Origin of the sequence: Modicisalibacter luteus DSM 23508 (assembly GCF_000378505.1) — a bacterium.
Taxonomy (GTDB): domain Bacteria; phylum Pseudomonadota; class Gammaproteobacteria; order Pseudomonadales; family Halomonadaceae; genus Modicisalibacter; species Modicisalibacter luteus.
On sequence record NZ_KB900017.1, the window covers coordinates 1 to 11064 of the forward strand.

At 55.2% G+C, this 11064-nt stretch carries 16 protein-coding genes and 5 pseudogenes; 11 read left to right on the top strand and 10 right to left on the bottom strand.

Translation table 11 applies throughout. The features are described 5' to 3' along the window. The 3 genes from F568_RS0121285 to F568_RS25155 all read left to right on the top strand — a co-directional run. Nucleotides 1-1199: ATP-grasp domain-containing protein (locus F568_RS0121285; protein ID WP_019020778.1), on the top strand; the 1199-nt coding region annotated here is incomplete at its 5' end. Then, nucleotides 1199-2137, top strand: coding sequence for a phospholipase D-like domain-containing protein (locus F568_RS23595; RefSeq protein WP_019020779.1), 939 nt, complete (start codon nucleotides 1199-1201; stop codon nucleotides 2135-2137). The genes F568_RS0121285 and F568_RS23595, both read left to right, overlap by 1 nt. Next, nucleotides 2109-2246: a phospholipase D-like domain-containing protein gene (locus F568_RS25155; protein WP_019020780.1), complete on the top strand. Its 138-nt coding sequence runs from the start codon at nucleotides 2109-2111 to the stop codon at nucleotides 2244-2246. Before F568_RS23595 ends, F568_RS25155 begins: the two co-directional genes overlap by 29 nt. Nucleotides 2247-2312: 66 nt before the next feature. Here F568_RS25155 and F568_RS0121295 read toward each other — a convergent pair whose 3' ends face one another. The 3 genes from F568_RS0121295 to F568_RS0121305 form a co-directional block, all read right to left on the bottom strand. Then, on the bottom strand, nucleotides 2313-3020 hold the full coding sequence (locus F568_RS0121295) for a hypothetical protein (RefSeq protein ID WP_019020781.1): 708 nt from the start codon (nucleotides 3018-3020) through the stop codon (nucleotides 2313-2315). Between the two features lie 122 nt (nucleotides 3021-3142). Next, nucleotides 3143-3886, bottom strand: coding sequence for a Crp/Fnr family transcriptional regulator (locus F568_RS0121300; protein ID WP_019020782.1), 744 nt, complete (start codon nucleotides 3884-3886; stop codon nucleotides 3143-3145). 163 nt (nucleotides 3887-4049) lie between these two features. After that, nucleotides 4050-4271, bottom strand: coding sequence for a hypothetical protein (locus F568_RS0121305; RefSeq protein WP_019020783.1), 222 nt, complete (start codon nucleotides 4269-4271; stop codon nucleotides 4050-4052). Nucleotides 4272-4599: 328 nt separating this feature from the next. On the opposite strand from F568_RS0121305, the pseudogene F568_RS24660 reads away from it, so the two are divergent. Beyond that, nucleotides 4600-4951, top strand: a pseudogene (locus F568_RS24660) (Glu/Leu/Phe/Val dehydrogenase dimerization domain-containing protein); the annotation flags it as partial. On the opposite strand, the gene F568_RS25160 reads toward F568_RS24660, so the two are convergent. Then, nucleotides 4944-5603, bottom strand: a complete 660-nt coding sequence (locus F568_RS25160) for a hypothetical protein (protein ID WP_019020785.1) — start codon at nucleotides 5601-5603, stop codon at nucleotides 4944-4946. The pseudogene F568_RS24660 and the gene F568_RS25160 sit on opposite strands and share 8 nt — an antisense overlap. 207 nt (nucleotides 5604-5810) lie before the next feature. Here F568_RS25160 and F568_RS24110 point away from each other — a divergent pair, with 207 nt between their 5' ends. From F568_RS24110 to F568_RS24115, 4 genes are all read left to right on the top strand, one after another. Further along, on the top strand, nucleotides 5811-6176 hold the full coding sequence (locus F568_RS24110; RefSeq protein WP_019020786.1) for a cold-shock protein: 366 nt from the start codon (nucleotides 5811-5813) through the stop codon (nucleotides 6174-6176). 252 nt (nucleotides 6177-6428) lie between these two features. After that, on the top strand, nucleotides 6429-6626 hold the full coding sequence (locus tag F568_RS0121325) for a hypothetical protein (RefSeq protein WP_019020787.1): 198 nt from the start codon (nucleotides 6429-6431) through the stop codon (nucleotides 6624-6626). Further along, a complete protein-coding gene (locus tag F568_RS25165) occupies nucleotides 6623-6799 on the top strand; it encodes a recombinase family protein (RefSeq protein ID WP_156817537.1) in 177 nt (58 codons plus the stop codon). The genes F568_RS0121325 and F568_RS25165 overlap by 4 nt, the downstream gene beginning before the upstream one ends. Before the next feature lie 51 nt (nucleotides 6800-6850). After that, a complete protein-coding gene (locus F568_RS24115; RefSeq protein WP_019020788.1) occupies nucleotides 6851-7225 on the top strand; it encodes a hypothetical protein in 375 nt (124 codons plus the stop codon). 131 nt (nucleotides 7226-7356) lie between these two features. Here F568_RS24115 and F568_RS25175 read toward each other — a convergent pair. From F568_RS25175 to F568_RS24670, 6 genes and pseudogenes are all read right to left on the bottom strand, one after another. Then, nucleotides 7357-7701, bottom strand: a pseudogene (locus tag F568_RS25175) (transposase); the annotation flags it as partial. 354 nt (nucleotides 7702-8055) lie between these two features. After that, complete coding sequence (locus tag F568_RS26460; protein WP_371827869.1) at nucleotides 8056-8175, bottom strand: hypothetical protein; 120 nt, start codon at nucleotides 8173-8175, stop codon at nucleotides 8056-8058. A 2-nt stretch (nucleotides 8176-8177) separates the two neighbouring features. Further along, complete coding sequence (locus F568_RS25955) at nucleotides 8178-8417, bottom strand: hypothetical protein (protein WP_229804366.1); 240 nt, start codon at nucleotides 8415-8417, stop codon at nucleotides 8178-8180. Between the two features lie 289 nt (nucleotides 8418-8706). Continuing rightward, nucleotides 8707-9069 (bottom strand): hypothetical protein, encoded by a 363-nt coding sequence (locus F568_RS0121360; RefSeq protein WP_019020792.1) that lies wholly within the window; start codon nucleotides 9067-9069, stop codon nucleotides 8707-8709. Between the two features lie 578 nt (nucleotides 9070-9647). Next, a pseudogene (locus tag F568_RS26465) lies at nucleotides 9648-9800 on the bottom strand (IS256 family transposase); the annotation flags it as partial. Nucleotides 9801-9945: 145 nt separating this feature from the next. Then, nucleotides 9946-10338, bottom strand: a pseudogene (locus F568_RS24670) (ISL3 family transposase); the annotation flags it as partial. 16 nt (nucleotides 10339-10354) lie between these two features. On the opposite strand from F568_RS24670, the pseudogene F568_RS24675 reads away from it, so the two are divergent. The 3 genes and pseudogenes from F568_RS24675 to F568_RS0121380 form a co-directional block, all read left to right on the top strand. Next, nucleotides 10355-10549: pseudogene (locus tag F568_RS24675) on the top strand (IS3 family transposase); the annotation flags it as partial. Nucleotides 10550-10571: 22 nt separating this feature from the next. Then, complete coding sequence (locus F568_RS25965; RefSeq protein ID WP_229804365.1) at nucleotides 10572-10676, top strand: L-histidine N(alpha)-methyltransferase; 105 nt, start codon at nucleotides 10572-10574, stop codon at nucleotides 10674-10676. Nucleotides 10677-10823: 147 nt separating this feature from the next. Continuing rightward, on the top strand, nucleotides 10824-11064 hold a 241-nt coding region (locus F568_RS0121380; RefSeq protein ID WP_019020441.1), incomplete at its 3' end, for a transposase.

An 11064-nucleotide genomic window follows, 5' to 3' on the forward strand; every position in this document is an offset into this window, starting at 1 on the left:
TGGATGTTGAAACGCTCATCGAGCCCGAGTCGTTTTCGTTCAACCGGCTGCTGGAGCAGGCGCGCCAGGAACTGAAACAGACCACAGGTTCTGTCGGTTCTGTCGATGCCATCATTGCCCATTGGGATTTCCCCACCAGCGTCATGGTGCCGATCCTGTGCAAGGAGTACAACATTCCTGCTCCGCCGCTGGAAAGTGTGCTCAAGTGCGAGCACAAGTACTGGAGCCGGGTGGAACAGAAGAAGGCGATTCCCGAGTATGTGCCTGATTTTTGCTCGGTCGACCCTTTCGCATCGGATCCCCTGGGGCAGGTGACGCTCGACTATCCGTTCTGGCTCAAGCCGGTCAAGGCGTTTTCCTCTCAGCTTGGCTTCAAGATCGAGAATGCCGAGCAATTCTACGCGGCTATCGAGGAAACGCGCCAGGCGATTCACCACTTCGGCGATCCGTTCAACGAGGCGCTGGAGCACGTGGATTTGCCTCCCGAGATTCGACAAGCCAACGGGAACACCTGTATAGCCGAGCAAATTATTTCGGGCAGACAGGGAGCGCCTGAGGGCACCATGTTCCAGGGAGAATTCAATGTTCACGGGGTGTTTGACCAGCCCGTGGATAAAGGCGCGACGCTGTTCGACCGGCTGGAATACCCGTCCAGCATGCCAGAGGGGGTTCAGCGGCGAATGATCGAGGCCAGCAAACGCTTCCTTGAGCATATCGGTTTTGATCATGGTTGCTTCAACGCCGAGTTTATGTGGGACGAGGCGAGCGACCAGTTGTGGCTGGTTGAGTTCAATACACGTATCTCGCAGTCGCACAGTGAAATGTTCATCATGGTCGATGGCATGTCCAACCATGAGGTCGCCATCGATATCGCCCTGGGCCAGCGCCCCTCGATGATCAATCGGCAAGGCCAGTTTCCGGTGGCCGCCAAATGCCTGATTCCCCATAAGCATGAAGACGCCATCGTCAAGCGCGTCCCCAGCCAACAGGAGTTACTTGAACTCAGAGAGCGCTTTCCGGGCACCTTGATCAAGCTGGATATCGAGCCGGGCATGCGACTGAGTGATCTGCCTAATCAAGACAGCTTTTCGTACCACATCGGTACGATCTATCTTGGCGCGGATAGCCACGAGAAGTTGCGGGAGCGATACCGCGACTGCCTGGATGCCCTGCATTTCGAGTTCGATGCCGTGTCGTAATGAGTGACGAAGAAGTGATCTCCTCACCGCCTCGCTCAGGCGCTGCGGCTAATGCGCCCCGATACCAGAAGGTGCTGGAGGGGACGCTGGGAGATCCCTTTAGCGGCGGTAATCGAGTGAGTGTGCTGCGAAACGGCATCGAGATATTTCCGCCCATGCTCGAGGCGATCCGCCAGGCGCGCTTTAGTGTGGATTTCCTCACGTTTGTGTACTGGAAAGGGGAAGTCGCCAGGCAGTTCGCCGATGCCTTGACAGAGCGTGCCAGTGCCGGCGTACGGGTGCGGGTCATCCTGGACGCTATCGGGGCGCTAAAGATGTCGACGACGTTAATCGAGCGGATGCGTGCGGCGGGCGTTGATATTGTCTGGTTTCGCCCACCCGCGCGCTGGAAACTCTGGGAGTTGGATAACCGTACACATCGAAAGGTCCTCGTCTGCGACGGACGGATCGCCTTTACCGGTGGGGTCGGCATCGCCGAGGAGTGGGACGGGGATGCACGCAACCCCGACGAATGGCGGGACACCCATTTCCAGGTTGAGGGGCCTGCTGTCCACGGGCTACAGGCCGCCTTCCTCGACAACTGGGTGGAGGCGGGCCAGTCGGTGCATGATGATGTTGCCCAGCTCGCCCACGCCGAAGCACTCAAGCCAGTTGGCAAGAGCCAGGTTCAGGTAGTGAAGACGACGGCAGCGGCGAACTGGAGCCCCATCGCGACCTTGTTCCATGTCTTGCTCACACTAGCGCGCCATAAGGTGCGCATTACTACGGCCTACTTCGTGCCTAACGCCGCCATGGTGCAGCTCTTGAAGGAGACGGTGCAGCGCGGAGTGGATGTGCAAATCCTGGTTCCAGGCCCGCATCACAACCATCGCATGGCCCAGTTGGCGCAGGGTCATTCTGGACGAGGTAGTGCTGAGCGAACTCGACCGCCACTTTGATGAAGACCGCTCGCACGCCATTGAAATGCGTGCCGAAGACTACCGCCAGCGTGGCCTGTTCAGAAGGGCAAAGGCAGCGGTGGCCGGCCTGTTTCGAAACCAGACGTGACAGGCGGACCTTCTAAGCAGTTGCGCAGGTGGCAGCCCTAGCCTGAGCGCGTCGTAGGCGGCGAGGCTAGCCCTCGCGCTGAATCGATGACGACGCCACGTAGTTCGTCTCGTTCATCGCTTCCATATCCTTGCGCAGCCGGCGCCGCTGGCGGAGTGAGGAAAGTCGCTGGGTCTTCCAGGCACTGGGTACCAAGGTATATTTTTCCTCACCTCCTTCGTGCTTGAGTTCAAAGCGGCGCTCAGCCCCAATCGGCCTGTCCTCCGAGCCGTAGATGCCGATCAAGCGAATGGTCAGGCTCTGCAGGCACAGATCGCTCTTGGGGCGGTAGCCCTGCATCTCGATGCCGGCTTCCCCGGCCAGGCGATGGACCAAGTCGCTGAAAGTACCGATATGCATGAAGTCGCCGGAAGCCAGCGGGCCCTCCCGGGTGTAATCGCTCACCTTCCCGAGCTCCTGGCCAACAACGCTGTCCGGGTCGTCTCCCTGGTTGGCCTTCTGATTGAAATCGGTCACGTCCATGGTGACTGTGCCGCGTGAGGTTTTCAGTTCGACGATGATGTACTCGACGAAGATCGCCTCGGCGCTCATGTTGCTAATGATGCACAGCGCGTCCACATCCCTCTTTCTGCCACGATTGATGATTACCTGGGGGCGGCGCTGGCGTCGAAACCCAAAATACAACAGCTGCGCATAGACCAACCAAATGATCAGCGTGCCGAAGTTGGTTACAACACCCAAGGCCTGAGAATGTTGCGAAATCCAGTTGAGCATAAGCCACTCTCCCTGTCGGCCGTACTGCGATCAGTTAACAAGCAAGCCCAGTACAGCTAACAAAACTGTTATAGCAATATATCGGAGCCCCCAGCCTCTGCTCGGTAGGCCGCTGCTGGGTTTCAAGCAGTGCCGGCCTCCTCCAAGTGAAGATAGAGAGGGTCGAAATCACCCGCTTCCTTCAGCTTCTCCCAATCAGGGACGACCATCTGTTTTCCCTTGGTTTGGACCAGACCATCGCCACGAAGCGCCTGGAGAACTCGGTTCACGTGGACCGAGCTGGTCCCAATCACATCCGCCAGCTCAGCCTGGGTAATCGGTAGATCGAAGGTGTCGTCTTCAACAAGTCCCACCGCCTTCAGGCGCATCAGAAATTCGCAGAGAAGGTGGGCCATCCGGGTGTAGGCCTCGCGCCGTCCGATATTGAGCAGCCACTCACGGAAGATCGAGGCGTCTACCAGCGTCTCGCGCCAGAAGGCAGCGGTAAGGCGAGGATAGCGTTCACATATGCGGCGCAAATCCTCATGCTGGATGAACCCGACCGTGCAGGGGCTGATCGAGGCAATACTGTTGTCCATGACCTTTAGGTGCAGGCTTTGCAGGTCCGGGATGTCTCCGGGAACATGCAGGGCTATGATCTGGCGCTTGCCCACGGAAGTCAGCTTGTAAACGCAGGTGAAGCCCTCAAGAATCAGACAACACTGGGACGGGCGGTCACCGACACGTACGATGTCTCGACCAGCTTTGAGGGTGGTAACCTGTATCGGCAAGTTCTGGAGCGCCTGTTTCTCCTCGGTGGAAAGGGGGAAGATGGTTTCCAGCTTGCGGATCATCAGGGTATTGGGGAAGAGAGAACCTGCGGTCATGCTTGCGCTCCGTGCTGGGATCGGAATGAAGCCTCTAGCCACAGTGTCTCTGTTCGGCGGATTTGAGTCATTTTCTAGCTCAAGCATAAATTATGGCGCACAGCCGAATACTTGGGCAGACGGCAACTGCTGTTGCTCCGGCTCGGTAGGCATTCCACTGAGGCTAGGATGAACTCGGGTCGTTATCCTGCCTTGGGTCCATGTCCGCTTCCCCTTTCTTCGCTGCTGCATCTGAAGATTGCATATGGCGCCTTTCAGTTTCGGCCCTATCGAGACTGTCGTAGTTGCCTAGGCTTGATCCAGTATCGCTGTCGTAAACTTCATAGCTCTTTATGGAGCTATCCTTGCTGACGATTTCCCTGATGACTATGGCGTCCTTGAGCATTGCTATCCTTCGCTTCCATTGCGGGCGTCATGTAATGACACTGAGCCAGGCATACCGTTCCTGAATATATGTATCTTCTCGTCACGGGGCAGGGGAGGTGTGTAACCGAGGTAGGCATTCAGCAGTGTCGACCACCTATCTCCAAGCAGTCGCAGAGGCGGAACAAGCCAGCATGAGATAAGCCGCAATAATTCAGGGTTTTCTACCAAGCTAGCTAAGTCATGGTTTGCATGAATGATGTATTTGCTGCATAAAGGTGCGATCTCTATTAACTTGCACCATTGCCGTGCATTTATTCTTTCATTTCTTAAGTAAGGCACTGCTACCCATGCCCTATGTCATGATACTTAGTTCAATTGCAGCAAAGCAGCCCGGCTCAGACCGAGTTTTATCAAGCAGCAGAGGAGGTGTTGGATTTACTGCGCCCGTTGCTTGATCTTAACCCCCGTTATAATGAACACAGCATTATCGAACGAATTGTCGAACCAGAATGGCAAATCATGTTCCGTGTTAGCTGGGTCGATGATCGTGGCAGAGTTCAGGTTAATAAGGGCTATCGCATCCAATTTAACTCTGCACTAGGGCCTTACAAGGGAGGACTGCGTTTTCATCGAAGCGTCAATGCCAGCATCATCAAGTTCCTCGGCTTCGAGCAGATCTTCAAAAATGCCCTTATTGGGCCTCTCCCGGCACATCGATTGCCTCTGGAGCCGGCAGCGTACGATCACTCCGCTCTGGAATTTGCAGTGATACATAGCAACCGTACGTCTTAGCGTCCTCTCCGCTGTGGATTCGGTCATACCCGTAACAGCCGTCTTCTTCATTGACCACGGCGATAGTCATTGCGGTCCGGCCGTGTGCCGCCGGATGGCGTAGATCGTTGCCTTTATGCTCGACTGTATAGCCCAATTCATGCGCAGCCTGTTCGACCGCTGCAAAGAAATGGTCGCGCAGAAGTTCGTCTGCTTCATCGCGGGAGGAAGCCAAGGAGCCCGGAACGAACGCGAAAGCACTGTCACGCTCCATATGGCCCGGTGCAGCGAACAGGGCGCCAGCAAGCCCTAATCCCAGCGACGCCTGACCAGACAATCCCAGACCAGCTGAGCTATTGAACAGGGCCGCATCACTGAACGTGTTACCGAGTGTGCTCATGGCCGGATTGTACTCGTCGTCCCCTAGCACGGTGTCTCGTGCCTTATACAAGCTGCCGGCCTGAGCCAGATTGTAGGCTCGGCTGTTGTCCTCGTTGTACTTCGTGGTCGTTATAGTAGCGCAGCCCGCCATGGTAGTCGCCAGCAGGGCGACGCCGGTCAGTTTGGTGAGAGTGTTCATAGCTTCATTCCCTTGTTGGCCCGGGGACCTTTTGTGTGATCCGTAACCCAGTCTACGAATACCGCTCAATATGAAAGCTCTGATAAGAGTAAGAAACGCGGCATAAAGCGAACGGGGAGTCCTCCACGCGCACAGGTGTATGGGTACAATGACTCCCGATTGGCCTATGGGAGGTGACATGGCCTTAACCAGACTACGGGAGTGTCCATGCAAAAGATGACCGGCCAAGTGAAAACGACTCGGCATGCTAAGGGGTTTGGGTTTATCACCGGTGATGATGGCCTTGATCGCTTCTTTCACGTCACCAGCATGGTGGGTGGCCAACCGTTGCCACCGGAAGGAGCCCGTGTGGTCTTCGTCGCGAAGGAAGACCGTCGCGGCCCGGCGGCCATCCAGGTGACGCCCTTGGCCCGATTCACACTCAACAACGACAATCCAAAGACGATCGATTGCCATGCCGTAAGTGTCAGCGCCGCATCGTTCCGCGGCTCAGCACCTATTATGGTATGCCGATGCGCTCTCTATGCCCGTTCGGCGGTTCTCGACAGTCCATGTTCTGGGGGGCATGGGTGAAGGGGTCGATATGTGATCGCGCCCTTCCTTGCCATGGGCGGGATGCTGTTACAGCTTTGGATTGGCATGCGCTAACCCCTATCAGACATGACGCGGAAGGCAGTGACGAGACTGGCTAACCTGTTAGCTACGTTCGTTGCCCGGGATCCTACGCCGTAAGGCCTTTTCTCACGGGATCCAGCACCTAGCCTGACCGAAAATATAAAGTCATTATGTAAAGAAAACCAAGGTTTGCTTGCGTGGAGCATCACGATGACGAAACAGGAACACAAGTGGGATGCATCGTTTGACGACGTAGACGTGAGTAATGATGCCTTCGTCAGTCGTGATCAGCCATTGGAGAGGTTGAAGGTCTCTGTCCGCCAGTACGCGAGGCCTTTCGAGCCGGTGGGCGTCGAGGACTGGGCGGCACTGGACCTTGATGACGCTTCACCGATAGGTGACGCATGATCATTGGCTACGCACAAGTCAGCACTCAGGTCCAGAATCCCCAGCTGCAGCGTGACGCCCTCGAGAAGGCCGGCTGCGAGCAGTTCTTCGAGGAGCGCGTCACCGACACCAAGCGGATGTGTCCGAGTTGTAGGCCTGCCTGCGCACCCTGCGCGGCGGAGACACTCTGTTAGTGTGGAAGCTCGATCGGCTTGGGCGTGACCTTCACTACTTTGATGAGCACCATGCACGAGCTCACCGGCCGGCGGCGTAAGCCTGAAGGCCCTGACCGCACCATCGGCACGACGCCCGCGGCTGTCAAACTGATGTTCGGGATCTTTGCGGAACTGGTCAAGGAGATGCGGGCAAGCCACAAGCGCTCCAGCATACTGCAGCTGAGCCGTCAGCCCCGAGGTAGCTGCAGTATGCGTGAAGTGGAGACAAGCTTATTTCGATTGAAATATTATACCGTTATCATATATTTTATAAAACAAGATAGGAATAAATGCTCCACGTTCTGTCTGGTGCTTGATGGTAAAGACGGATTCCGTCCGTTCAAGAATGACTTTGCCGAGTTAGGTGAAGGGCGACTACCCTGCGATCATCAGCGCTATTCGTAACACCAATGGCGAGATCGTCACGCGTTACCGCACCTACCTCTCGGCAAGGGCAGGGGTGGAGAACGTTTCGCAAGATGATGAGCGTGCCTGACAACATGTTAGTGGTGGGCGATGCCATTCGCATGGGAATGTCGCCTTTTATAGCGAGTGGCGAGCCGCCTCATCAGGCCCAGCCAAGCAAAGGTTCGCTCGACAACCCAGCGATGACAGCCGAGCCGCTAAATGTCCTCGACACTCCGGCGGGCTATGCGGGGCTGGATGCCACGCCGCCGACACGCGCGGCGACAGCGCCGATGATCGTATGCCTTGTCCGCATGGAGCTTGTCGGAGCGACGGCGAGGCCGCCCCGGGCGGCCCGATGATATGGATGGAACGCTATCATTTATGTTGGCTCCCGAGAGCAGGACGGCCAACGGGACTCCTTGGCGAACAGTCAGAAGATGCCGCTTGGTGCCGCTTCGCAAGATCGGATTTGGCGCATGGCGGCCCGGCTGGTTGCGATCTCAAATCCGACTGGAGCCTTCACCTTGACCGGTGCGGCGTTCCTGTTCGGGCTGGGGTTCGCTATTTGGGTTGCACCGATTGTGCTACACTCGTACGCAGAAAGAGTTCAACCTAAGGAGTAATACCATGAGTTTCGCATTCTATTTAACGGTAGGAACATGCGCTTTGCTGGTATTGTCCGTAGCCGGATTTATTTTCATTCAGGCGCTTCGTATGATGGTACAAGAAAACGAGCCAGTGACACCCCAGTAACTCAGTGGTGATAAAAACACCCAGGATATTTCCCAGATGTTTTTTATCTTGGTAGCTGAACCCGAGCTACTTCTCTACCCGAACCAGCCAGCTCTCGACTGTTTCATCCCGAATTCTTTTTCCCACTGCTTCAAGGTCTTGTGGTTACCACCACGCGTCTGAATAACTTCGTTGGTGTTAGGATTCTGGTACACCTTCAACTTTCTCTGACGCCGCTTCTTAGGCGCGCTTGCGTCAGCTTTATTTGCGCGGTCAGGCTCAAGCAAGCCCAAACATCAGCTGCTGTTCTATCAAATTCATACATCAGGCTAACAAGCTTGTTTTTGAACTCAAGCTCAGCCCTGAAGCGCTCATCCTTCTCCAATGCCGCTATTTCAGCCTGTAGTTTCTCCTTTTGCCTCTGCAAAGTCGAATATTTCGCAATAACGTTGCCCATGCTAAAGCCTGTTCAGGTAAATGAGGAGCCCTTTATACATCACAAAATTCCGTAATGGTAACTAAGAAACAGGTTTTTGGGGGTAGGGCTTACGTTTTGGACAAACAGTATAGAATGGTCCCAACAGACATTGGAGCGGGCCCGCTTACAGGCAACTAGCGGCGAAGTGGAAAATCCTTGGCGCAACTTTAACATAAGACTCCATCTTACATGTAAAGTAAGTGCTATATTTTATTCTGGACCAGGGACGCTTAGGCGTCGCTGATTCGCTTTTATGGCTAGATCACCCTTAGAGATTAGCTTCTTTCAATCGCTGCCGTCGTTTACGGACTCGCGCGTTAAGTCGCTTGATATCCTCTGGCTGGACCCAACGTTCCATCCAGCTTTCTATTAGTTCTGCGCGCTGGGTATCAGGATAATCCTCTGGGTAATTGGTAAAGTCGCTAGCCAAAGCAAGTAACTGGCTCTTACCGTCACTGGGGCGAAGCGCCAAAGCTCTGTGTAAGCTATTATCCCGGGCCCGTTGGTTCGCGATCTCAGCGCTACGAGCAAGATTGATGGTCTTGGAGGTCGGATCGAAGACTGCATCAAGCAGGATTCCGAGCCACAATATCGCTTCATCAGGGCGTACAGTGTATAAGCCGGTTGCCATGGTTGATCCTGTCAAAGTGGACTGTGACAATGTCACATGGAGGATAGCGTACCCGTGTGAACTTGTCACGCAGCCTGCTAACCGCATAACTGCGCAGCAGGCTGCCTCGGCCAGGCGTTGCTTGCGATTCTGTCTGGGTCAAGGCGCCGTCTTTTGCATGATTTGTCTGCAAGCGCAAAAGTGGGGGAATTGGAGGAATAGACAGGCCGTGACGGTAAGACGGAAGTGAACAGATGTGAGTTAAAGCATAAGCTGAAAAAATATGACAGCGTAAGACTATGATTTTAATGCCTTTTGCAAGTTAGTATCTGTCAATTTATATTTTTCATATTATTGCATAAGCTGAAAATATCTATTTCGTTTAAAGAATAATGTGTAATTTTCCTTAATCTTTGCAGATTTTTAGTCTGCCTGTTGCTTATAAAAAATTAGTTTGCGTGCAGTCGATGGCTTCGGCCAGCCTAGAGGGTAGGGTGCCGAGTTCCTCACTATTTTCGAGCTGCGTTCTGTCTGAAAGGTCGCCCCACATACACGTTGCAGGCCAGCACGGAGTCATCGTCAAGCCTGGTGGATGGCCGTCAGGCCACATTCTTGTCTGATTGATCGGCAACCTGCTCGCCCTTCTGGAACTTGACGTTGCTGATAACCAGCTCCAACTTCTGAAAATGCTTGGTCCGGCTCCAGCGTTTCTGGTCGGTCTGGAGCAGTTTGAATACCGTTGCCAGGATAGTATCATCGCCTGGGGGGACTTGGCGCCGAAACGCTTCAGCGTACGGTCGAAGGCCTGATGGGCTGCCTCATGGGTCTCGGCTATCCAGTTCTTGAGCAGGTTGGCCTTGATCTTGGGCTGCACCAATTTGGGCAGCTTGTTTAGCCTCAGATGGTTGATAGATCGGCCCCATAGTTGAGTTCTTCTGCGAAATCCGGCAGCCCGTAACCCATGTTTTTCTTGTAGAACGGAGAGACCTACGCAGTCGGGGCCTTCTTCTTGTGCTTGGTGGTGGCGTAGAACATCCGGGCTCGCATCACCTCGAATGAATACACCAGGCCATCGCGGTTCTTGTCCTTTGCCAGCCAGCGCCTGTTCAGCATCTCGCCGGGTGGCGCAGTCCCAGACGTGATAGAACCGCTCCCTGTGCTCGTAGGCTGCCAGGAGCATGATGAGATACTTGCGGTCTTAAAGGTCGTGAGCCCGCTTCAGCAGTATCTTCCGGTCTGTCTCTGGTTGGCCGCCAGCTCCTTCCTGAGTCCGTTGCGGACCTTCTGAAGGTGGCCTTGCAGGCTCGGCAGCCGCCGCATGGCCAGAGAGCTACGCCGACGCGGGTACGACATCGGACACTACCAGGCGTGGAGCCTGATGCAGGAAGCAGGCATAAAGGCACGTCAGCGGCGACGTTGGCACACCTTGCCGGTGGATCCCAACCTGCTGAACCGCCGATTCATGGTGGAAGTACCAAACCAAGTCTGGGTGGTCGACATACTACCCGGCAAGAACCGAAGAGTTGATCCTTGCCGCCGCCGTTGGCATAGCGGCAATAGCTGGGTCTGAGGCGACTTTGATCGAACTTGGCAGCGGGGCAAGCCGTAAAGTACGTTTACTGCTGTAAGCCATGCGACATTCATGCTACCTTGGCATCAATATTTCCCGTGAGTTTTTCCTTGAGAGTACGCGTAGTTTGGCTGCTGATTATTCGTGGCTTAACAGTGCCTTTCAAAACCTTGAAAACGGCATCAGCCATTCCTAGATTTTCAGTATGGCTAAACAGATCGTATCCGATGAACTCTGGTCCATTGTCGAGCCGCTGCTGCCACCACCGAAACCCAAGCCGCGTGGCGGCCGGCCTCCCGTCTCCAACCGCGCCGCCCTGACAGGCATCCTGTTCGTCCTGCGCTCAGGCATCCCCTGGGAGATGCTGCCGCAGGAGATGGGCTGCGGCTCAGGCGTCACCTGCTGGCGTCGCTTGCGTGACTGGCAGGAGGCGGGTGTCTGGGAGC